The organism is Pseudomonas tremae (assembly GCF_001401155.1).
Taxonomy (GTDB): domain Bacteria; phylum Pseudomonadota; class Gammaproteobacteria; order Pseudomonadales; family Pseudomonadaceae; genus Aquipseudomonas; species Aquipseudomonas tremae.
On record NZ_LJRO01000181.1, the window covers coordinates 53,278 to 75,834 of the forward strand.

Here is a 22,557-nt window from a genome sequence, read left to right on the forward strand (position 1 = left end):
ATCAGTAGATCACTGAGATGCTTTAAATTGACTTCGATAACCCTATGGCAGATTTAATGGGAAAGAAGCGAGACTAGGAGTAGAGCCTGAAGTCAAGGGCTGCCTGACGACTTACCAGCTAGATAGCCTGCTTTGCGCCTTCCAAAAGGAACGTAATGTCGCTGAAAAATCGGGGTCGGAAATTTGGTCGGTCAACACGACCGCGTGACCTTATGCACCGCCGAACATGGACAGATGAGGTCCGTAATGAGAGCAAAAAAAAATTCGACATTCCGCTGCGACGACCCTTTTTGGGCGAATGCGTGTGTGGGAAATAACGGAAGCCCGAGCTACGTTGAGTATTCCATAGGTTTTTCAACAGCAGCTAACGTTCTAATTGATAAGGTCCTAGAGGGAGAAGGCTTGGGGTTATCGGTAGACTACTTGGTATATCCTGTATGTTTCAACATGCGGCATTCTGTTGAACTAAGACTGAAAGGAGCCATTGACGAACTAATCAAAACAGCGTCTTACAAAGGCCGTAACTTATCTTTTGACTTAGTTGGATCACACGACATAGGCAACATATGGAATTTCTTCCGAAAACAATCTGAGGAACTCGACAACCGCTACACCTTAATAAATAGCTCAATCAACCCTACAATATCTGACATTGCCGAAATAGATCCTACTGGCCAAACGTTTCGCTATGCTTACAGCAATGAAAGCCAGAAACATCTGACAGACGTTTCGTCAATAAACTTTGTCGTACTTAAAGAGAAATTTGGGCAATTAGAGAAGCACTTAGACATCCTTCACGATTTAAGCATATGGCTTAGGGACGAATACGCCGAAGGTACATTCACGCGTAAATTTTCTAGGCCAATGCTATATAGGCTGGCGAATGAGCTTCCCCCAATGTCATCGTGGGCTGATCCCGGATTCGCTGGAGTGAAGAGACAGCTAATGGAAAAGTATGAAGTGGGAAGTAATGAGCTAGGTCGCGCGATAAATAAAATCAAAGATCACTACGTCCTCGCATCAAAAATCGGGGACCCGCTTCCGCTCAAGGGTATTCGCCTAGAGCAACTGTTAATATTCTTTGATCACTGGATCAAACAGAACCCTCAGCTCCCAGAAGAGGACACATCGGACCTTGGGCTAGACTACTTTGCAAACAGGAAGTCAATGCTTGCGGAACTTATTTCGCGGGGCGATGCCAGAAAGTTGTTTTGGGAAGAGCTTGAAGGTATCTTGACTCCTGAAGTATTGGCGGGACTACACGCTCTTTTTTACTTTTCAAACAACAGGCTGTACGTAGAATATTACGACACGGTTTACAGATCCGAGCTAGCGGAAGCCTCCCATCTTTTTCGTTCGTCAAATGATGAGATAAGAAACAGCTTAACGCACATATTTGATAAAACAAATGCAATGACGAGTATTCTTATTTCGCTTTATGCACTAGGCCATCAAGTGGCGGCGGAATATATACTTGAGAGGTATGGCATTGAGTCGTTCCACTGGCTTGAAGCAGCAAGGAGCGGAGAGTTATTTGCATATCCACTCTACGCAGGATATTAGGCAAAAAATACCGCCTCCTCCGTATCATTTAATTCCCTAAAGCCTACTTAGAGTGTAATTGATTTCAAGCGTGTGCCCAACTTCGCTGCGCTAGCTGCGTCAGTTTTGAATGCTACTGCATTACTAGACACGGGGCAGGGTCCATGAGTATGCGCAGCAAGTTGGGCGTTCATATCCTGAACCAAATCAATCAGTTCACAAACCACCTAAAAGATCTTCACGCTGCCCGATCCAACCCAGTTTTTCGGAGCCTGCAAACGCTGGTTTTTACCGGCGATGCTCTCACGCAGACCCTGAATCCGTTCGTGCATGTCGCCACCCACCGTGGCGTGGTGCTTCTGGCCGACCACTAGGTTCAGGTCACGCCCGGTGGCTTGGTGCAAGTCATCCACTGCCGCAAAGCTCGCAGATCCACCCGACAGCAGCTTGAGCGCGCCTAGCGCCTCGATCTTCTTCACGCCATCCACTGACTCGATCGAATGGTCGTCCACCGTCCTGGTATGGCTCTGGAAGCTTTCGGTGTTCGTCATGGCGTCGACTTCGCGCTCGATCGCCTGGTTCTGGATCTTGCCATCGGTCTTGCGAAGCCAGTTACCGTCCGCGTCGACGCGCTGCTGCACCGCGTCACTGTGCTGCCACACCTGGTCGCCCTTGGGCACCTTCGGTACTGTCAGGCCGTGCGGGAGGATCGTTTGGATGTAGGGTTTATTTGGCAAGCCATACTGAAGTCGCACACTGCCTGAGGTTATTACCGATTCCTGTAAGGGCTAGGAGTCAGGGTGGACAAATGATCAGGCCCGTCTGGGTTTATAGTGTGAATGTAACGCTGAGCAGTGTCTACATGAGTGCCCATTTCCTGCTGCACAGCTGCTCGCATTTGATCCCATTCAGATATATAGCTACGCATCAGGGCAGCGTCTTGATGTGCTTGCGATCCTGGATGGACTTGCGACGCCCCTGTCATATATCTATGCTGAATATCCGCCACGTCAAGTGCAATACTCGTACGCCTGTAAAGATTGTTGTAGCTGCTTCTCAGGCGTGGAGTTGCCTGATGAGTAACGAAGTTAAGATGCTCTCTAGGTAGACCAGCAGATTCCGCCAGCTGCTGCCTGACATTCAGCAGTTGGCTGGCTGTCAAGTGATTGGGGTCATCCGAGCTGTTGCTAACCCGGTCTGGTGAGTACACCTGACGTGCACTCGTAGCTCCACCGACGCAATTTCCCACTTGTATATACCCTCTTCAGTGCAGTATTTATGACAGCGGTTGAGTGGCTCTAGGGAGCAAGTCGGTTCCAGACCCGCAAAGCTAATTTTACTTCCATGCGACATCTTTCAGCGGTCGCCCAGGGGAAACAGGACGTCAGTTGCTCGGAGTAGTGGATAACGGCCTTCGCAACGTCGTGTCAAAAGTCCTAGGGAAAGGACGGGGTCGCACTCTGGTCAACAAGACACAGTAATAGGCTCTATCAGAGCGTTACTGGCTTGAGTTTCGCCACCCGTACGCCGCCCGGCCAAAGTAACCACCACACCGATCAGACATTGCATAACTACCTGCAAGCGACTAAAGGTGGCAGCCTATTAATAAGCTGCCTAAGTGAAACTCTTTTCATCTAATGGCCTTACTATCAAAACCTCCGTAGGGTTATTCATGCGACATATGAGTCGCCATTCACCACACGCAACATAGTCGTACTGAATGCTTACCTTCCGCCCTGCAGAGGAAATACTATGAACAGCGTCACAAAAAAATCAGCGTTGAAAGCGCTAGCACTGACAACTTTCGCAGTCATCACCCTTCAAGGCACTGCGTTTGCAACAGAAGCAAAACACGCTGCGCTTTCTACAGCCGTCCAGGGAGCAGACAAGTACCGAGCCGTCAGCTCCAAGGCGCTTCCTTTACAAGCACGAAACAACGGCAAAAGACCCCGTGATTGCACCAGCGATGGCTCTATTTGCTGGTAAAGGACGGGGTCGCACTCTGGGCAACAAAACAGAGCAATAGACCCTTTCAGAGCGTTACTGGCTTGAGCTTCGCTGCCAGTAACGCTGCTTTGGTCGCAACTGCGTTGGCGGTCACAGGCGTTGGTCCATGAGTGTGTGCAGCGAGCTGGGCGAGGCGCTGCAAGTAATAGACGCCAGTGAGTTCAGGGAATTGTCGCTCTACGCTGCGCTTGATTGCGTCGTCCAGTTGATAGCCACTAAAGCTACCCCCACCTCCGTCGATACCCTCCATACAACCCCGCAATCATGGATCGATGAAATGGTTATCTCACTAACCCCCGGCAACAACACCTATCCAGCCGTCACCCTGCCCAACTCTGGCGTGACGCTTACTCCGCAGCCGCTCACTGACGCGCAGAAAGAAGCGCTGAAGAACGCCGCAGCCAATACGCCTGTCACCACGCCTGCTGTTGTTTATCACCCCAGCACTGAAGCTCCGGCTACTGAGCCGATGGTGGCGATCGATACTTGGGTTGGCCGTTCTCAGGCGCCTGATTTCCCGCAGAAGGCGGCGGAACACAGGACTTCGACTGAGGCGCTGAAGACTTCGTATGAAGCGTTCAAATCGACGCTGGCGTCTGTATATCCTGATCTGGCCAGCAAGAAGTTTGGCTTTACGATTGAGGCGAACGGCAACCTGAAAGCGACCAACAGTTCGGGTGAGTTGAGTGAGGCGGACACCAAGCAGTTGAACACACTGCTGAACGCTTCAAGTGGGCTGAAAGCGGCAGCGGCCACTTATCGGCAGACGGCCATTGATATGGTCGATGCCGACTCGCCTTGGAGCGGGAGTTATCTGGGCCGCTATAACCTGACCAAGGAAAACTTCGCAGATTCGCTGGACCTGGGCGCGCTGTTTATTCCCAAGACGTCCACGCCGTCGAAAGAACAGTCGGATGGCATGTTCTTCAATCAACTGGCCTACAAAGGCGTGCTGCACACTCAAGAAACGGAAGCAGCCATGCTTGCTGCGCGTGCAGCTGAAAAGGCTGGAACAGCGGGTTGATCACAACTGCTCAGCGGCTTGGCAGACGTTACGGGCGGACGTAGTAATTGTCGAACTCGCCGCTCCCGACGAGCTGAAAACCGTGGCGGATGTAGAACCGGTTTGAGTCGCTTTCTTTCAGCGCGCCTACCCGTAATGCTGACGCCATTGCGTCTGCTTCAGCGAACACTTGGCGAAGCACCGCTGAGCCTATGCCCTGCCCTTGCGCACCGGGCTTGATGTACAGGTGATCCAGCAACAGGCCGCCGGCGAGCGCCTTGAGGACGACGAAGCCGACCCTGCTCTCGGCGACCTCGATATAGCGGGTATCTGGCGCTGAAAAGCCTTCCCGAAAACGCTCTCGGGCGCGCACCGGATCGAACCGGCCAATGCGCTCCAGGCTGTCGCGCATGGCTTCGATACGCATTGCGACCAGGGCGTCAAAGTCTCCGGGCTGAACCGTTGTCAGGATGATGTCGGGCTCGGTCTTGCGGATCAGCGACATTCGTTTCGCTCCATTCACAGGGTAAATATCACGTAGGCCCAGGGTTTTAAACAACAGGTCCATACACCTCCGATCTTCGGGAAACTGCGGGGCCATGTGTTCAAACGTGCCGGCCTACAGCGCCCGCGCCAGCCACTCATCCCGCGTCATCTCCCAGACCTCCACGTCAAATCGCCCGCCGACGAACTCACCCTCGTGCGTGCTCACCTTGCGCATGCCCTCATTGATCGAAATACGCCGTGAGGCTTCGTTGGGCGCAGCTTTGGGCACCTGCATCAGGGGCATGCCCAATGTGTCGAACCAATGCCGATTGACTGCACAGCAAGCCTCTTTCATGTAGCCGTTGCCTTGCCAGTCCGGGTGTAACCAGAAACCGCGGTTGTTGCTGGCGTGGGTCATGAGGGTAATGCTGCCGATGATCTGGTCGGGCGCGGTCTGCAGGCGGATCATCCAGTGCCACTCGGTGCCGCGCGCAATGGCTGGCAGTGCAACGTCCTGGATGTAACGCAGCGCGCCGTCTTGCGGGTAAGGCCAAGGGACGCGGTTGTTCAGGTATCGCACGATGTCCCATAACGGGAAAAGCTGCTGAACGGCTGACGCATCCGCCAGTTGCAGCGGCGTCAGCAGAAGGCGATCTGTGTGCAGCGTGGGGGTGATTGTCATGACGATGGCCCTTTCCGTTGAGCAGTGTTCACAGGATGAACGGTCCATTATGCAGGGGTTTTAAGTCGAACTGCTTGAGGCCGAAGCAGGTCTACCCATCATCTTTCACACATCGGAAACCCCAGTGCCCAGAATCATTACGGATCAGACACCCCAAAGTGTGGTGGATGAGCAGCAGGTCAAATTATTTGGCTCGCCCAAGGAACGGCTAGACTTTTATCGGCGCGAAATTCATTACGAAACCACCAATCTGTCCAACCGTACCAACGCCTATTTGTCGGCCCAGTCTTTTCTGGTAATCGCTTACGCATCCTCGATGGCAAACATGAACCCCGCCTGGGGTGCGATGTTCACGCTGGTGGTGCCGGCAATGCTGGCCTTGCTGGGTCTGCTCAGCACACTGTTCGCCTGGCCAGGCATTAGGGCGGCTTGCGACATCATCCAGCACTGGCATCACAAGCAGGCGCAACTGCTGCTCAGCGAACCGGTCATCGGGCTGACCTATGACGACTCGCCGCTGTTCAGCGATTGGGAGTCCAGCGAAACCGGGCCGAAAAAGTCCTTGCTATTCTCCAAGCGCAGTCCTTGGCTGTTCAGCTTTTTCTGGATCTTCCTCGGTGGTTTTGCGGTGTTCGTGCAGTTGGTTGCGGACTGAGTCAGGCGCCGCCCTCACATCAGAAAACGTTGATCGGGTAATCCACGAAAATACGCGTTTCATTGCCCTCGCTGTTGTACGCCTGTGCGTCGTCGGAGACACGCAGGAATGAGTTGCGCAGGCGGATCGAGAGGTCTTTGGCCGGGCCGCTCTGTACCACGTAGGTCAACTGACTGAATATCTCGCGCTCGGTGCCGTCGCCGCTGCCCGCGGTGCCGTCGTCAATGTTGTCACCGCGCACGTAGGCAGCCTTGTAGCTAAGGCCGGGCAGGACCAGCCCGGAGAGGTCGACGCCATAGGCTGCTTGCCACGAACGCTCGTCCTTGCCGTTGAAGTCGGACCAGTAGGAGTTGGCGAGGTAGATGGTATTGCCGCCGTCACCAAAACCACCGTCGTTGCGATAACCGCCGTAGGCGTAGCCCATGTCACCGGTGCTGCGCTGGTGCGCGAGGGTGAAGGAGTGGATGCCCACGGCCCAGGTCGCGGCCAGGCTCCAGATCTTGTTGTCACGCGCGTCGCTGGTGGTGAAGTCTTTATCCAGCTTGGTCTTGTAGCCGTTGAAGTCGAAGGTCAGGGACTGATCCTGCGGCAGGGCAAAGACGTAGTTCAGGTTGACGTACTGTTTCTTGAGCACGTCTTCGTTGTCGGAGGCGTAAAACGCAGCACTGAATTCATCGGTGAATTTGTAGCTGGCGCCGTAGACGTTGATGCTTTTCAGATCACCGCTGTCACGAGCTTCGGCGCTCTTGCGCGCTTCCTGAGTGAAACGTCCTGCAACCACTTCAAGCCCGGCGATCTCTTTGGAGGTGATCAGGGTGCCGGTGTAGCTCTCTGGCAGCAGACGGGAATTGTCGTAACTCAGCACCGGCAATTGCGGCATCTGGTCGCCGTATTTGATGACGGTATTGGAGAAGCGTGCTTTGACCGCAGCACCTGCGCGCGACAGGTCATCGGCTGCAGCGCCGCTGTCGCCCTGCTTGAAGAAGTCGATGCCACCATTGCCGCTGCGCCCTTTGCCGCCATCCAAGCGGATGCCGTACAGCGCAAACGCGTCGACGCCCACCCCGACTGTGCCCTGGGTGAAACCGGACGCAAAACTGCCCATGAAAGCCTGGCCCCATTCGGACTTGTCTTCCCGGTCGTTCCTGTAATCGCGGTTGATATAAGCGTTACGCAGGTGGGCGGTCAGCCCGCTGTCTTCGACGAAACCTTTTGAATCTGCCTGCCCTTCGGCCATGGCCTGACTGGCGCTGATGATGCCCAAGGCAAGCACGCCCATACGTTTGGTCAGCATTTTGTCTTCCTTATCTGCGAATTGACACACGCTGTGACGACGCCCGGTGGGCGTCCTGGCTTCCAGCCTCAGAACAAGCAGTATAGAAAGCCGCGCGAGAATCGCAGTGGACTACTGATGCACGTAGAAGGGGTCAAGCCACAGGCAGTGGGGCGCGAATCCTAGTCCCGACGCCTGAAGGTGTCAAACGCGCAGATGGCCGGGCCAGAGCGCTCGTACTGCGTATTGGCTAATCCGTCAGCACGCGGAAAAGTGCTTCAAATTCCGCGTCGTTCAACAGTCCTGCCGGGTAGCGCTGCAACAGCATTGCGCGTACGTCAGGCCTGGCTTTGGCAGGCTTGGTTCTCTTTAACCAATCCGCCAGCAACTGGCGGGCCTCGTTACTCGGGGAAGCAGACAAACCACGTGCGTACTGCGCGTTAATACCTGCGTTCATAACGAAAACCTCTTGATTCGTGAGGGGCTAAAGCTACTGATGCTATGTGACAGTCAAGCTAATAAAACGGTATTTCGCCAGCCGGATTTACTGCCACTGCCGATAAATCTGATGAGCAGCGTTACTAAGTAACGCAAAAAAAAGCCCATCAGATGATGGGCTTAGTAGAGCAATATCGGGACCAGTTGGTTAGTGCCAGATACAACTAGTTACGAAGTATTACCCGTGACGAGGAGCAGGCTGCTGCTGCGTCAGGCAGTGAATATTGCCGCCACCGAGCAGCAATTCCCGGCCCGGCACCATGACTATTTCATGCTCTGGAAACAGCGTTTGCAGGATGTCACGAGCCTTCTTATCCATAGGGTCATCGAAACTCGGCGCGATGATGCCGCCGTTGACGATCAGAAAGTTCACGTAAGACCCGGCCAGACGCACCGATGGGTTGCGCTCCTGACTACCATGCACCTGATCAACGCCAGCACACTCTTCTTCTGTAGCGAACAGTGGACCGGGAATCGGCATTTTATGAACGATAAACGAACGCCCCTGAGCATCCTGAGTGTTTTCAAAAATACTCATCGCTGCGTGACAACGTGAGTAGTTGGGGTCTTCGGGATCATCGGTCCAGGCCAGTAACACCTCACCCGGACGGATGTAGCAGCAGAAGTTATCCACATGCCCATCGGTTTCGTCGTTGAACAGGCCATCGGGCAGCCAGATGGTCTTATCCACAGCCAAGTAATCGCTCAGCACCGCTTCGATCTGTTCACGAGTCAGGTGAGGATTGCGGTTGCGATTGAGCAGGCATTCTTCGGTGGTGATCAGCGTGCCTTCACCATCGACGTGAATCGAACCGCCTTCCAGCACGAAGCCTTCGGTGGCGTAACGTGGGCAGCGCTCGATTTCCAGCACCTTGCTGCCCAGTTGCGAGTCGAGATTCCACGGCGCGTAAAGCCCGCCGTCGAAACCGCCCCAGGCATTGAACTCCCAATTCACGCCACGCACTTCGCCGCGGTCATTGATGACGAAAGTCGGACCGCTGTCGCGCACCCAGGCGTCGTTGCTGCTCATTTCCACGACACGAATGTTCGGCATGTCCAGACGCGCACGGGCATTGTCGTACTGCCCTGCAGACACCGCGACCGTCACCGGCTCGAAGCGGGCGATGGCCTTGGCGACGGCAACGTGTGCAGCCTGGGCGGGCTTGCCGCCCAAGCGCCAGTTGTCCGGGCGCTCGGGCCAGACCATCCATACCTGGGTTTGCGGCGCCCATTCGGCCGGCATGTGGAAACCATCGGCGCGTGGCGTGCTGTTGAGCGTGGTCATGGCGATCAGGACTCCAGCGAACCGTCGAGGGTCTTGACCGCGCCGTACAGGTTCGGACGACGATCACGGAAGGTGCCCCAAGCGCTGCGGATGTGCTCCAGTTCGTCCAGATCGAAACTGTGGACCAAGACGCCCTCTTCGGTTTCGTTGAGCTCGGCGACTTTCTCGCCGAACTGGTTGGCGATGAACGACGAGCCATAGAAGGTGATGTCGTAGCCGTCCTGCTCTTCGTTGCCGATGCGGTTGCTGGCGATCAGCGGCATCAGGTTCGCGCCGGCATGGCCCTGTTGCACACGCTGCCAGTGGTCGCGGGAGCTGATGGTCTTGTCATGCGGCTCGCTGCCGATGGCGGTCGGATAGAAAAGGATTTCCGCACCCTGCAACGCCATGCTGCGCGCGCACTCCGGGAACCACTGGTCCCAGCAGATGCCGACGCCGATTTTCGCGTAGCGGGTCTGCCAGACCTTGAAGCCGGTGTCGCCTGGGTTGAAGTAGTACTTTTCGTGATACCCAGGGCCGTCCGGAATGTGGCTCTTGCGGTAGATGCCCAGATTGGTGCCGTCTGCGTCGATGATCGCAATGCTGTTGAAACGCGCACGCCCCGCCAGTTCGAAAAAGCTGATCGGCAGCACGACTTGCAGTTCTTTGGCGATCTTCTGGAAATGCTTGATCGCGACGTTGGACTCAAGAGTAGTCGCCAACTGCAGGTAGTCCGGGTTCGGCTTCTGGCAGAAGTACGGGGTCTCGAACAGCTCTTGAATCAGGATGATCTGGGCGCCCTTGGCGGCAGCTTCGCGCACCAGCTTTTCAGCGGTCTCGATGTTGGCTTCCAGATCCCAGGAGCAGGCCATCTGGGTAGCAGCGACAGAAACGATACGGCTCATGAAAATATCTCCAGGGGCGGTTGCAAAGGACTTAACACCATAGCAGACGAGCAATGACGATTATGAACGCCTTTATAACGGATACAAATCGGCATTAAAAGCGTAAAATTGGAATATCTTGGATATATTTTTACATTTTGCCGATATTAATCTGCTTACCACTCATAACTACGCTCATTTCCGTGGGCCGGGTGTGACGCGGAGCCTAACCCAAGGCATTCCCACGCTGGAGCGTGCGGAACGATAGCGTCCGGCCAGCTCTATCGTGCCCATGCTCCGCGTGGGCATGCCGTTCTGGACGCTCTGCGTCCTCTATTCGAGCTCGTGCAGCACTTTCGACACGTTATCGACAAAAAAATCCACGCTCTGGCGGGTGGTGCACATCGGGGGTTTGATTTTCAGGATGTTCAGGTAGTCGCCAGTCGGCTGCATGAAGATGCCCAGTTCGCGCAGGCGTTCGCAGAGCTGTGTGGTTTCTTCTGTAGCGGGCTCCAGAGTTTGGCGGTCGCGGACCAGTTCCACGCCCAGATAAAAGCCCATGCCATGCACTGCGCCTACCAGCGGGTGCTGGTCGGCAAGCGCCTGCAACCGCACCTTGAAGTGGTCGCCTACCTCCCGCGCGTTGTCCCAGAGTTGTTCTTCTTCCATGACGTCCAGCACTGCCATGCCGATCCGGCAACTGACCGGGCTGCCGCCGGACGACGAAAAGAAATACCCTTCGGCCTCCAGCGCCTCGGCAACCTCACGGCGGGTGATGACTGCCCCCAGCGGGTGACCGTTGCCCATGCCTTTGGCCATGCTGATGATGTCCGGCACCACGCCCTGCTCTTCGAACCCCCAGAAATAATGACCCAGGCGGCCATACCCCACCTGCACTTCATCGGCAATGCATACGCCACCCGCAGCGCGAACCTTTTGATACACCTGCTGCAGATAACCTGGTGGCAAGGAGATCCCGCCTGCGTTGCCATACACCGGCTCGCAGATAAAGCCTGCCACCTGCCGTTGCTGCTCAGCCAGCGTGGTCAGCGCCTGATCGACGCTGCGCACGTACTCGGGCGCGCTGTCCGCGCCGCGAAACGGCCCGCGGTAGGTGTTGGGTGCAGTCACCGGATGCACCCAGTCCGGTCGCGTACTGAGCGCCTGCGGGTTGTCGGCGATCGACGTTGAAATGGCATCGGTCGCCACCGACCAGCCGTGATACGCCTCCAGCACACTGAGGATGTCGCGCCCGCCACTGTAGGCCCAGGCCAGCCTGATCGCCAGGTCATTGGCCTCGGTGCCGCTGTTGACCAGAAATACGCGGTCCATACCCTTAGGGGCCAGCTTGAGCAGGCGCTCGGAAAACTCGGCGATTGCCGCGTAGTGAAAACGCGAGTTGGTGTTGAGCAGCGACCACTGTCGAGCGGCTTCATGCGCCATACGCGGGTGACCGTGGCCGAGGACGGCGACGTTATTGAGCATGTCCAGATACGAGCGGCCCTGCATGTCGATCAGGTGATTGCGCCAGCCGCGCTCGATCTGGGGCGGTGCCTGATAGTAGTGTTTTTGCGACCGGGCGAAGCTGGCGTCACGGCGCGCCAGCAATGCGGTCGGGTCCTGAAGCGCTGGTGCGTCGCAGTCGAAACCGAGCAAGGCCGAGGGCGATAGACAGAAGCTGCGCCAGGCTGCCGCCCGGGAAGGCTTGGTGAACAGTGGCGGGTTAAGGTCTGCGGCGCTACACAGTTGCACCAGCAGCGAGCCAGCGCCGCGCCCAAGCAATGCGCCAGCCTCAACCCGCTCAGGCAGCGCCGCAGCTGGCAGCACGCCCCACAGTTTCAGATTGATTCCATCCCCGATCAGTAACAACGCAGCGTCGGCGGTCAGACGCAACGTCGCATCGAATGGCGCATGCAGCGCGGTGTCGGCAGGCACGTGCAGTTCGACATGCAGGGCGAAAGTCTCGGGCTCTTTCGCGCAGTCAGGCAGGGTGCGCGACAGCCGGTATTCGCCGAAACGACTGGCGGCCAGGCCATCGTCACCCGCCGCTTGCGAGAGCAGGTATTCATCGATACCGCTCTGCTCCCAGTTGCCTGCGACGAAGTGTTCACTGAGCACGCCCAAGTCGACCACTGTCGGCCTGAGCCCCTGCAGAGCGGGCAGCAGCGGCTGATAAACTGGCTGATCGACAGCGGGGAAATCCATGCCCACTGCCTGCAGAATCGCCGCTTCCATCAGCGCCATCGGCACCGAAGTAGCGACGTCGAAGATGTTCCATTCGCCCGCAAGGTTGGCCTGAATGTACGCATTGCCTGGCTCGACACTGGCCTGTTGCTCGCTGCTGAGCACCAGCACCGCAGAACGCGCGACAATCAACGGCCAGAGCGCCTGCAACTCCTCGGCCTTCAGCGGGTTAAGCGCATGGTAGGCGCGGATTGCCGGCAGGATGTACAACGGATCGCCCTCGGCATGGTGTAGCAGGGCGGCGCAGGTCACCGACAGGTCGGCCACCCGCCAGGTCCTGACCAGATCCCCGAAATCAATCAGCCCCTGCATTTGCCATTGACGATGGCTATTGCGCTGCCAGACGACATTGTGCTCAGTGATGTCCAGGTGCACGGCCTGTATCGGCAGAGCCGGGATCAATGGCAGAAGACGGCGATGGGCCTGATCCCCCGCCTCGGCCACACAGGCGCGGGCGTCGGCATCCTTGATCACCGGCAGCAGGTGCTTGATCAGCGCATGGGCGTGGCGCGGGTCCCATTGCAGAATGCGCTCCAGGCCGGGATGCTCGAAATCAGCCAGCGACAGGTCTACGTGGGCGCACAGCTCGCCTAGCGCCGTCACCACCTCGTGGCTCAAATGACCGACGTGGCCCAGGGACTGCCCGTCGATGAACTCCAGCAGGCGGGCATGCACTGCCTTGCCGTCGATCTCGATGGACAACAACGACTGGCCGTCACTGGTGCGGATCACCCCCGGTACGCTGACTGCACGGTGGCTGGCCAAATGCTCCAGCGCTGCATGCTGAGCGTTCAGCTCTGCCGGAGAATAGGCGCCGTGACAAATTTTCAGCACATAGCGGCGCGTGCCTGTTTCGAGCAGAAAGTTGCGATCCTGCTGGCTGCCCAGCGCCTTCAAGGTGCCGCTCAAAGCGTAATGACGTTCTAGCAATTGAAGCGCCTGATCAAGACTGACCTCGGGGCAAGGCAGGCTGGAACGGCGGATAAGCGTGGCGAGCGGCATCATAACCTCAATGTCTGTAAGAACCTGTGAGTATTGAAGGGCTGTAGGTGCAAGGCTAGCCAGCCCACTATAGGGCATCGGCGCACATCCCCTTCGAACGGCCGCCGCACCCCGAAGAGATGAGCGCCGTTTTGCCCGATTCCCGACTCAAGTCTGATGGCCGGGTCCTGTCTCAGGCGGTGAGACGCTATGCTGCATTACTTCAAAACACACAAGAAGGTCAGTTCATGCGAATTCTGGTTACCGGGGGCGCAGGTTTCATCGGCTCTGCACTGATCCGTCACCTGATAAACAACACCGCACATGACGTGCTTAACTTCGACAAATTGACCTACGCAGGCAATCTCGAATCGTTACAGCCCATTGCCAGCGACACGCGCTATGAGTTCGTGCAAGCGGATATCTGTGATCAGTCCAGAGTCAGCGCGGTGCTGGAGCGGTTTGCGCCCCAGGCAATTATGCACCTGGCGGCCGAGTCGCACGTAGACCGCTCCATCGATGGCCCTGCCGAGTTCGTACAGACCAACATCGTCGGCACTTACAGCCTGCTGGAGGCCACGCGCGCCTACTGGCTGAAGCTGCCGGAAGCCGAGCGTCAGGCGTTCCGCTTTCACCATATCTCCACCGACGAGGTGTACGGCGACCTGCACGGTGTCGATGATCTGTTCACCGAAACCACGCCTTATGCGCCCAGCTCGCCTTATTCGGCGAGCAAGGCCGCGTCCGATCATCTGGTTCGTGCCTGGCATCGCACTTACGGCCTGCCGGTGGTGGTGACCAACTGCTCAAACAACTACGGGCCGTTTCACTTCCCCGAAAAGCTGATCCCGCTGGTCATTCTCAATGCCTTGGCGGGCAAACCGCTGCCGGTGTACGGCAATGGTCTGCAAGTGCGGGACTGGCTGTATGTCGAGGATCACGCGCGGGCGCTGCTCAAGGTCGTGACCGAAGGTAAGGTCGGTGAGACGTACAACATCGGCGGTCACAACGAGCAGAAGAACATCGACGTCGTGCGTGGCATCTGCACCCTGCTGGATGAACTCGCGCCGCAGCATCCGGACGGTGTGCAACAGTACAGCGACCTGATCACCTACGTGACCGACCGGCCGGGCCACGATCAGCGTTACGCAATCGATGCCAGCAAGATCGACAACGAACTGGGCTGGACACCCGAAGAAACCTTCGAGTCCGGGCTACGCAAGACCGTGCAGTGGTATCTGGACAATCTGGACTGGTGCCGCCGGGTTCAGGACGGCAGTTATCAGGGCGAGCGCCTGGGTTTCACTGAACCCAGAGACTTGATTGCCTGAGCCTTACTCTTCTCGACAGGCGCACCGCAGTGCAGATTGTCGAGCCGCCACCATTTATTGAACATCGCAGGGGAAGCCACGTGAACGTAGTCGCAACAAAATTGCCGGAAGTCGTGATTCTGGAACCCAGAGTATTCGGTGATGAACGAGGCTTCTTCTATGAAAGCTTCAACGCCAAGGCTTTTCAGGAAGCCACCGGCCTGACCCGGCAGTTCGTGCAGGACAACCACTCGCGCTCGCAGCAAGGCGTGCTGCGCGGCCTGCATTACCAGATCGAAAACGCGCAGGGCAAACTGGTGCGAGTCACCGCTGGCAAAGTGCTGGACGTTGCAGTGGACATTCGCCGCAGCTCGCCGAACTTCGGCCAATGGGTCGCCGTCGAGCTGTCTGCCGAAAACGCCTGCCAGCTTTGGGTTCCGGAAGGTTTCGCGCATGGCTTCGTGGTACTCAGCGAGCAGGCCGAGTTCCTCTACAAGACCACCGATTACTACACGCCTTCGGCCGAGCGTTGCATTGCCTGGAACGACCCGGACCTGGCCATTGACTGGCAGTTCGACGGCCAACCCAGCCTGTCGGCCAAGGATCAGCAAGGCAAAAGCCTGAAAGAAGCCGACCTGTTCCCCTGAACCTGTGCCATAAGGCAGCCCGGCCAATTGTCGGGGTGCCTGACAAGTCGGTGGCGGGCATAATACGCGCCTGATGCCCATGTCAGGATCGACCGGGTGTTTCTGTTGCCTGTCGCGGCCATGTTGCCCGCAGGCATCGTCAACCACTCGGCGACGCCCAATCGATGACCATGACCCCTGCTCTGCCGCCCCGCCCTCGCTGGCGCAGCCTTGCCATTCTGGCGATCTGCCTGGCGCCGTTGCTGTGGCCGCTGGAGCATCTGGCCGAGCGCTATTACCGCAATGTACTGGCCAACCAGAACCGCCAGACCCTCGACCTTTATGTCGCCAACCTGCTCGGCACCTTGCACCGCTACGAAACTCTGCCTCAGATTCTCGGCAACCTGCCTGCCTTGCGCGGCGCACTGGCGGATCCGAAAGATGCCGCCACGCTGGAAAAAGCCAACCATCTGCTGAGCGACATTACCCGTCAGACCGGCGCCGACGTGATGTACCTGATGGACGCCAACGGCCTGACCCTGGCCGCCTCCAACTCAGAGCACAAAGACAGTTTCATTGGTCGCAACTTCTCGTTCCGCCCATATTTCATTGACGCACTGGCAGGCAGAACCGGTCGTTTCTTCGGCCTGGGGACCACGTCGGCCAAGCGAGGCTACTTCTTCGCGGGGCCGGTAAGCGATGGCGAGCGAGTCATCGGCGTGCTGGTGGTCAAGGTCGATCTGGACCACACCGAAACCCTGTGGGGCAAGACGCCTGAGCAACTGCTGCTGACCGATCAGAGCGGCGTGGTGATTCTGACGTCCAACCCCGAGTGGCGCTTTCGGGCAACCCGCGACCTGACCGATGACGAGAAAAAGGCCATCGTGTCGATCCAGTCCTACCCGACCCGCGATCCGCGCCCTTTGAGGATTGATGAAAACGCCTGGCTGACCCAGACCCAGGCCATCGACGAGACCGGCTGGAACGTGAATATTCTGGCCCCGCGTGCGCTGCTCGACCGGCAGGTGCGCACAGTGGTAGCGATTGGCGGTGCTGCGCTTCTGGTGTTGATGCTGTTGCTGGGCTTGATGATGCAGCGTCGGCGTCATTACCTGGATCGCATCGCTTTCGAGGCCAAGGCGCGACGCGAACTGGAAATGCGTGTGATCGAGCGCACCAGCGACCTTGAAGGCCTCAACAGCCGCCTGCGTCAGGAAGTGCTGGAGCGCGAACAGGCGCAGCAGGAACTGGTGCAGGCTCAGGACGAACTAGTCCAGACCAGCAAGCTCACGGCACTGGGCACCATGTCGGCGAGCATCAGTCACGAACTGAATCAGCCCTTGGCCGCCATCCGCAGCTACGCGGAAAACGCTGAAGTGCTGCTTGATCACCAGCGCACTGAAGAGGCACGCGGCAACCTCAAGCTGATCAGCGAGCTGACCGGGCGCATGGCCTCGATCATCGCTCACCTGCGCGCCTTCGCCCGACGCGACCGCCACGCACCTGAAAGTGTTGCGCTGCAACCGGCGCTGGATGATGCACTCGCATTGCTGGCCAAACGTCGGCGTGCTATGGAAGTCGAGCTGATCCGCGACCTGCCCGATGCGACACTTTGGGTGCAGGCTGGCGAAACCCGCTTGCGACAAGTGCTGGGCAACCTGCTGGCCAACGCGCTGGACGCACTTACCGAAAAAGGCCCGCCGCGCAGGCTGTGGATAAGTGCCGAGCAAACCGCTCAGGGCGTCAATCTGTACATTCGTGATAACGGCCCCGGCTTTTCCGAGGAAGCGCTGGCGCGCGCGCGCGAGCCATTCTTTACCACCAAGACCCGCACTCAGGGCCTTGGGCTGGGGCTGGCAATTTGCGATACGCTGATGCGCGCGCTGGGCGGAGAGCTGTTGTTCGCCAACCATCCCAGCGGGGGCGCGGTGCTTACCCTGCGCCTGTGTGCCGGCGCTTCCGGGGCTAACCTTCAACCGCCAGAGGACCTTTCCGCATGAGTTCCGACACAGCCATCGACAGCCAGATCCAGGTGGTGCTGATCGACGACGACTCGCACCTGCGTCAGGCCCTGCGCCAGACGCTGGACCTGGCCGGTCTGAATGTTCTGTCGCTGCCCCAGGCTTCGGGCCTTGCCGAGCGCATCGAGCGTGACTGGCCAGGCGTGGTGGTCAGCGACATCCGCATGCAGGGCATGGATGGCCTGGAACTACTCGACCAACTCCACCAGCAGGACCCTGACCTGCCGGTGTTACTCATCACCGGTCATGGCGACGTACCTCTGGCGGTCAAAGCCATGCGCGCCGGGGCTTACGATTTTCTGGAAAAACCCTTCGCCAGTGATGCGATGCTCGACAGCGTGCGCCGCGCTCTGGCGCTGCGTCGGCTAGTGCTGGACAACCGCAGCCTGCGCCTGGCCCTGAGCGACCGTCAGCAATTGAGCACGCGCCTGATTGGCCAGTCACCGCCGATTCTGCGCTTGCGCGAGCAGATAGGCGCACTGGCCGGGACGCGTGCCGACGTGTTGATTCTTGGCGAAACAGGCGCCGGCAAAGAGGTGGTCGCCCGCGCCCTGCACGACCTTTCCAATCGCCGCAGCGGCCCGTTCGTGGCGATCAATGCTGGGGCGCTGGCTGAATCGGTGGTCGAAAGCGAGCTGTTCGGTCATGAATCCGGCGCATTTACCGGCGCGCAAAAGCGACGCATCGGCAAGTTCGAGTTTGCCAACGGCGGTACGCTGTTCCTCGATGAAATCGAAAGCATGAGCCTGGATGTGCAGGTCAAGCTGCTGCGTCTGTTGCAAGAGCGCGTGGTGGAACGGATGGGCAGCAATCAACAGATCCCGCTGGACATCCGCATCATCGCCGCCACCAAGGAAGACCTGCGCCAGGCGGCCGATCAGGGCCGTTTCCGGGCCGACTTGTATTATCGGCTGAACGTGGCCTCGTTGCGGATACCACCGCTGCGCGAACGTGGCGAAGACGCACTGCTGCTGTTCGAGCATTACGCCGACGCGGCCAGCATGCGCCACGGCATTCCCAAGCAGGAGCTCAAGCCGGGGCAGAGAGCATTGCTGCTGCGCCACAACTGGCCGGGTAATGTCCGCGAGCTGCAGAACGCCGCCGAACGCTTCGCGCTTGGGCTGGAACTGGAGCTGGAAGGCGGTGATGCCGATCAGGCGCCCCCGCCGAGCGGTGGCCTGAGTGATCAGGTAGAGAGCTTCGAGCGGGCCCTGATTGCCGCAGAACTGGCCCGCCCACACAGCTCGGTGCGCAGCCTGGCGGAAGCGCTGGGTGTGCCACGCAAGACCCTGCACGACAAACTGCGCAAACACGGCCTGAATTTTGGCGATAACAGCGGAGGCGCCGATGACGCAGATTGAGCCTGAAGAAAGTGCAGCCCGCGAGCTGGAAAAGGTCCTGCACCACGACATTCCGCTGACCCGCGAAATGGGCATGCAGGTGATTGACTGGCAGCATCACACGCTACGCCTGCACCTGCCGCTGGCCCCCAACGTCAATCACAAGAGCACGCTGTTCGGCGGCAGCCTGTATTGCGGTGCAGTGCTGGCCGGCTGGGGCTGGCTGCACCTGCGGTTGCGCGAGGCGGGAATCGGCGACGGGCACATCGTGATTCAGGATGGGCAAATCAGCTACCCATTGCCGGTACGCAACGACGCCATCGCCCGTTGCGACGCGCCAGACGCTGCGCAGTGGGACAGATTCATCGCCACCTACCAACGCCGAGGCCGCGCTCGCCTGACGCTGCACACCTGCATTACAGAGCAGGACAGCGAAGAACAGGCGGTGCGTTTTGTGGGACAGTTTGTGTTGCACAGGTGATGTGTGCGGGAGCTTATCAAAGTCGTCCCCACGCTCCGCATTGGCACGATAGCCAAGCGTCGCTCGGCTCGCTCACACAAGAGCGCGCCGGCTTCAGGACTGCGCCAGCACCAGCAGCTTGTCGCGCCATGCGGCGTTGGCGGGTAGCGCCAGGAAGAACGGGTTGAGCAGCGATTCGCGGGGCGGGTAGCTGAACGACTTGCCGTCCAGCTGCAGCACGGCGCCTCCGGCACCCTCAAGCACGCCTTGCGCCGCAGCGGTGTCCCATTGCGAAGTCGGGGCCAGCCTGGGGTAGCAATCGGCAGCGCCTTCGGCCAGCAGGCAGAATTTCAACGAGCTGCCGATATTGGTCAGTTGCAAAGGTCCAAGCCCGTTGGCCAGACCGGCCAGCAAGTGCTCCTGCTCCGGGCTGGAATGGCGGCGGCTGGCGACCACAGTAAAGGTCTGTCCGTCACCAGGCTGGTTGCGCACGGCAATCGGCTCGCAGTGATCGATGTCATCGCTGCGCCATGCACCGAGCTCGGCGCCACCAAAATAACAGCGGTTGTTGGTGGGCATCGAGACCACACCGAATACCACCTGGCCACGCTCGATCAGTGCGATATTGACGGTGAACTCTTCACTGCCGGAGATGAATTCCTTGGTGCCGTCCAGCGGATCGACCAGCCACCAGCGCTCCCAGTTCGCCCGTTCGCCGAGTGGGATATCGGCGTCCTCTTCGGAGAGCACATGAATGCTCGGATCAAGCGCCTGCAAGCCCTCGACCAGCACCTGATGCGCGGCCATATCGGCGGTCGTCACCGGTGAGTCATCCGCTTTGGTGGTCACGGTGACGTTGGCACGCCAGAACGGCAGGATCACCTCGCCCGCCAGTCGAGCCAGTTCTATTACGGGAGCAAGCAATGGATGGGGCAGCTTTTGCAACGAATCGGTCATGGCTGGAACAGTCCACGCTGGGTCAACAGGTCACGGGTGAGGTACAACGCGGCCAGTGCCCGACCTTCGCTGAACTGCGCGTTCTGCGCCAGGCTCGACAGCTCCCGCAGGTTGATCCGGTCAACCCGGATCGGCTCAGGCTCGTCGCCCTCCAGCCGCTCTTCATAAAGCTCGGTAGCCAGCACCACCTGAATCTTCTGGTTCATGTAACCAGGCGACAACGACAGTTCGGTGAGCAGCTCCAGTTGTCGGGCACCAAACCCGGCTTCTTCCTTGAGCTCGCGGTTGGCAGCCGCCAGCACATCTTCGCCAGGCTCGATCAAACCCTTGGGCAAGGACAGCTCGTATTCATCCGTGCCGCCGCAATACTCTTCGATCAATACGGCGTGGTCGGCATCGAGCATTGCCACGATCATCACCGCGCCAGGGCCTGTGCCCCTGCTGGCCAGACGCTCGTAAGTCCGCTCGACGCCATTGGCAAAGCGCAATTGCAGCTCTTCAACGCGGAACAGACGACTGCTGGCGACGATTGCGCGGGCGAGTACGGTAGGTTTCTGACGCATGACAGGCTCCTTTACATGAACGAGGTACTATACCGAGCTTTTCCCGATGTCTGTGTCGGATATGCTTAACCGATATCAACCCCTGACGAGGCCAGAATGCTTTCCATGCCCTGGAGCGAAATCGATACCGTCCTGCTGGATATGGACGGTACGTTGCTCGACCTGCATTACGACGAACACTTCTGGATGCAGCATTTGCCACAACGTTACGCCGAACTTCACGGTATCAGTTTCGCCATGGCGTGGCTCGAGCTGAAGCCGCTGTTCGAGAATAACGCCGGCACGCTCAACTGGTACTGTCTGGATTTCTGGAGTACTGAACTGAAGCTGTCGGTTCGTGACCTGAAACGGGAAATTGCGCACATGATTGCGCTTCGCCCGGATGCCGAGACTTTTCTGGCGGCCATCAAGCAAGCCGGCAAGCGGGTGATCATGATCACCAACGCACATCGTGATTCGTTGTCATTGAAGATGGAGCGCATCGAACTGGCGCCCTATTTCGAACGCATGATCAGCTCTCATGATTACGGCTTTCCCAAAGAAAACCAGCAATTCTGGGATGCCCTGCAGGCTGAGACCGACTTTGATCCGGCACGCAGCCTGTTCATCGACGACACCCTGCCGGTCCTGCGCAGCGCCCGCCAATTCGGCGTTGCGCAGTTGCTGGCCGTCAGCCAGCCCAATAGCCATAAAGGGCCGAAAGACACTGAGGAATTTGCCGCCGTGGAAGATTATCGGGAGCTGATCAAAGGGTTATAACGCCGACAGCTGCAGCCCTCGTAACTCGCGTGCTGCAGGCTTGCGAACCAGGTTGCTCGACCAACCCTCAGCCTGAGCGAGTAGAATCGACGGCCTGGACTGCCCACCGGAGGGAACATGGACATCAAGCAACTTAAATTTCTGATCGCCCTCGACGAAACAAGGCACTTCGGCCAAGCGGCTGCGCGCTGCAATATCACCCAGCCGACCTTGTCGATGCGCCTGCGCAATCTGGAAGAAGAGCTTGGCTTGCCACTGGTCAACCGGGGCCAGCGTTTTGAAGGTTTCACAGCGCCTGGCGAACGGGTGCTGGCATGGGCGCGCACGGTGCTGGCCGCTTACGATGGCTTGCAGGCCGAAGCCGCTGCCTGTCGAGGGCATCTTGTCGGTACGCTGCGCCTGGGCGTGGTGCCATTATCGAGTTTCGATCCGCTTCCTTTGTTGCACCGATTGCATCAGCTGCATCCCAACCTGCGTTTTGAATTGTCTTCACTCAGCTCCGAACAGGTGCTGGAACAACTGGCAAGCAATCGTATCGATCTGGGCGTCTCCTATCTGGAGCGACTGGACAGTGAACGTTTCGACTCGCTGAGCCTGGACGACACACACATGGGCCTGCTGTATGACCGTCGGCATTTTTCATTCGGTGAAGATCCGCTGAGCTGGGCGGATCTTGTCGAGCTGCCACTGGGCATGCTGACCAGCGGCATGCATTTTCGGCAATCGATCGACCACAACTTCCACAGCCGCAACCTGCAACCTCACCCGCTGATCCAGACCGATGCCGTTCATCAGTTGCTTCAGGCGGTACATGGCGGCTTCTGCTGCGCAATCATGCCGCTGGATGGCGGTCTGGAAACGCTCACCGAGCACCTGCGTCTGCACCCGATTGCCGACGCACGGACATTGGCCCGGCTGGGCCTGATCATGCGCCGCAGTGCGCCGCGCTCGGCGCTGGCAGAAGCCTGTTTTGCACTGGTAGCAGAAATCCCTCGCTGACGT

General features: G+C 58.3%; 21 protein-coding genes and 1 pseudogene. 11 read left to right on the plus strand and 11 right to left on the minus strand.

From position 1 onward, the window contains the following. Window positions 1–246 precede the first annotated feature (246 nt). Window positions 247–1,563, plus strand: a complete 1,317-nt coding sequence (locus ALO43_RS12775; protein ID WP_054997619.1) for a hypothetical protein — start codon at window positions 247–249, stop codon at window positions 1,561–1,563. Between the two features lie 47 nt (window positions 1,564–1,610). Here the strand turns inward: ALO43_RS12775 and ALO43_RS12780 are convergent. Both ALO43_RS12780 and ALO43_RS28810 read right to left on the minus strand, forming a co-directional pair. Next, window positions 1,611–2,309, minus strand: a pseudogene (locus tag ALO43_RS12780) (hypothetical protein); the annotation flags it as partial. 2 nt (window positions 2,310–2,311) lie between these two features. After that, complete coding sequence (locus tag ALO43_RS28810) at window positions 2,312–2,791, minus strand: type III effector (RefSeq protein ID WP_081004319.1); 480 nt, start codon at window positions 2,789–2,791, stop codon at window positions 2,312–2,314. Between the two features lie 503 nt (window positions 2,792–3,294). Here ALO43_RS28810 and ALO43_RS28815 point away from each other — a divergent pair. Beyond that, entirely contained in the window at window positions 3,295–3,528 is a 234-nt protein-coding gene (locus ALO43_RS28815) for a hypothetical protein (protein ID WP_080268066.1), read from the plus strand. Between the two features lie 298 nt (window positions 3,529–3,826). Further along, a complete protein-coding gene (locus ALO43_RS12790) occupies window positions 3,827–4,573 on the plus strand; it encodes a hypothetical protein (RefSeq protein ID WP_024691701.1) in 747 nt (248 codons plus the stop codon). A gap of 28 nt (window positions 4,574–4,601) precedes the next feature. Here the strand turns inward: ALO43_RS12790 and ALO43_RS12795 are convergent, their stop codons facing one another. Further along, window positions 4,602–5,057, minus strand: coding sequence for a GNAT family N-acetyltransferase (locus tag ALO43_RS12795; protein ID WP_024670254.1), 456 nt, complete (start codon window positions 5,055–5,057; stop codon window positions 4,602–4,604). Window positions 5,058–5,171: 114 nt separating this feature from the next. Then, a complete protein-coding gene (locus ALO43_RS12800) occupies window positions 5,172–5,720 on the minus strand; it encodes a GNAT family N-acetyltransferase (protein ID WP_024670253.1) in 549 nt (182 codons plus the stop codon). A gap of 160 nt (window positions 5,721–5,880) precedes the next feature. Here ALO43_RS12800 and ALO43_RS12805 point away from each other — a divergent pair, with 160 nt between their 5' ends. Beyond that, window positions 5,881–6,375 (plus strand): hypothetical protein, encoded by a 495-nt coding sequence (locus ALO43_RS12805; RefSeq protein ID WP_024670252.1) that lies wholly within the window; start codon window positions 5,881–5,883, stop codon window positions 6,373–6,375. A 19-nt stretch (window positions 6,376–6,394) separates the two neighbouring features. Here ALO43_RS12805 and ALO43_RS12810 read toward each other — a convergent pair whose 3' ends face one another. The 5 genes from ALO43_RS12810 to ALO43_RS12830 all read right to left on the minus strand — a co-directional run bounded on the left by ALO43_RS12810 (window position 6,395) and on the right by ALO43_RS12830 (window position 13,540). Beyond that, on the minus strand, window positions 6,395–7,669 hold the full coding sequence (locus tag ALO43_RS12810) for an OprD family porin (RefSeq protein ID WP_054997620.1): 1,275 nt from the start codon (window positions 7,667–7,669) through the stop codon (window positions 6,395–6,397). Between the two features lie 229 nt (window positions 7,670–7,898). Next, complete coding sequence (locus tag ALO43_RS12815) at window positions 7,899–8,105, minus strand: hypothetical protein (protein ID WP_005896013.1); 207 nt, start codon at window positions 8,103–8,105, stop codon at window positions 7,899–7,901. Between the two features lie 219 nt (window positions 8,106–8,324). Next, on the minus strand, window positions 8,325–9,431 hold the full coding sequence (gene aguA / locus ALO43_RS12820) for an agmatine deiminase (protein WP_053931980.1): 1,107 nt from the start codon (window positions 9,429–9,431) through the stop codon (window positions 8,325–8,327). 5 nt (window positions 9,432–9,436) lie between these two features. Next, a complete protein-coding gene (gene aguB, locus ALO43_RS12825) occupies window positions 9,437–10,315 on the minus strand; it encodes an N-carbamoylputrescine amidase (protein WP_024691695.1) in 879 nt (292 codons plus the stop codon). Window positions 10,316–10,627: 312 nt separating this feature from the next. Then, a complete protein-coding gene (locus ALO43_RS12830) occupies window positions 10,628–13,540 on the minus strand; it encodes an aminotransferase (protein WP_054997621.1) in 2,913 nt (970 codons plus the stop codon). 227 nt (window positions 13,541–13,767) lie between these two features. Between ALO43_RS12830 and rfbB the strand changes: the two genes are divergently transcribed. The 5 genes from rfbB to ALO43_RS12855 all read left to right on the plus strand — a co-directional run bounded on the left by rfbB (window position 13,768) and on the right by ALO43_RS12855 (window position 19,297). Further along, the gene (gene rfbB / locus ALO43_RS12835; RefSeq protein ID WP_024691541.1) at window positions 13,768–14,850 is read left to right on the plus strand and encodes a dTDP-glucose 4,6-dehydratase; all 1,083 of its coding nucleotides are present in this window, start codon (window positions 13,768–13,770) and stop codon (window positions 14,848–14,850) included. Window positions 14,851–14,930: 80 nt separating this feature from the next. Then, window positions 14,931–15,476: a dTDP-4-dehydrorhamnose 3,5-epimerase gene (gene rfbC, locus ALO43_RS12840; protein WP_024691540.1), complete on the plus strand. Its 546-nt coding sequence runs from the start codon at window positions 14,931–14,933 to the stop codon at window positions 15,474–15,476. A 170-nt stretch (window positions 15,477–15,646) separates the two neighbouring features. After that, on the plus strand, window positions 15,647–17,455 hold the full coding sequence (locus tag ALO43_RS12845) for a sensor histidine kinase (RefSeq protein WP_053932005.1): 1,809 nt from the start codon (window positions 15,647–15,649) through the stop codon (window positions 17,453–17,455). Next, window positions 17,452–18,837: a sigma-54-dependent transcriptional regulator gene (locus ALO43_RS12850; protein ID WP_005895997.1), complete on the plus strand. Its 1,386-nt coding sequence runs from the start codon at window positions 17,452–17,454 to the stop codon at window positions 18,835–18,837. The genes ALO43_RS12845 and ALO43_RS12850 overlap by 4 nt, the downstream gene beginning before the upstream one ends. Then, on the plus strand, window positions 18,824–19,297 hold the full coding sequence (locus ALO43_RS12855) for a YiiD C-terminal domain-containing protein (RefSeq protein ID WP_005895995.1): 474 nt from the start codon (window positions 18,824–18,826) through the stop codon (window positions 19,295–19,297). The genes ALO43_RS12850 and ALO43_RS12855 overlap by 14 nt, the downstream gene beginning before the upstream one ends. 93 nt (window positions 19,298–19,390) lie before the next feature. On the opposite strand, the gene cysQ is transcribed toward ALO43_RS12855, so the two are convergent. After that, window positions 19,391–20,233 (minus strand): 3'(2'),5'-bisphosphate nucleotidase CysQ, encoded by an 843-nt coding sequence (cysQ, locus tag ALO43_RS12860; RefSeq protein ID WP_054997622.1) that lies wholly within the window; start codon window positions 20,231–20,233, stop codon window positions 19,391–19,393. Then, window positions 20,230–20,796, minus strand: coding sequence for an ADP compounds hydrolase NudE (gene nudE / locus ALO43_RS12865; RefSeq protein ID WP_024691538.1), 567 nt, complete (start codon window positions 20,794–20,796; stop codon window positions 20,230–20,232). The genes cysQ and nudE overlap by 4 nt, the downstream gene beginning before the upstream one ends. Window positions 20,797–20,892: 96 nt before the next feature. Here nudE and yrfG point away from each other — a divergent pair, with 96 nt between their 5' ends. Then, a complete protein-coding gene (gene yrfG / locus ALO43_RS12870; protein WP_005895989.1) occupies window positions 20,893–21,555 on the plus strand; it encodes a GMP/IMP nucleotidase in 663 nt (220 codons plus the stop codon). Between the two features lie 117 nt (window positions 21,556–21,672). Beyond that, window positions 21,673–22,554, plus strand: a complete 882-nt coding sequence (locus ALO43_RS12875) for a LysR family transcriptional regulator (protein WP_024691537.1) — start codon at window positions 21,673–21,675, stop codon at window positions 22,552–22,554. Window positions 22,555–22,557: the final 3 nt, after the last annotated feature.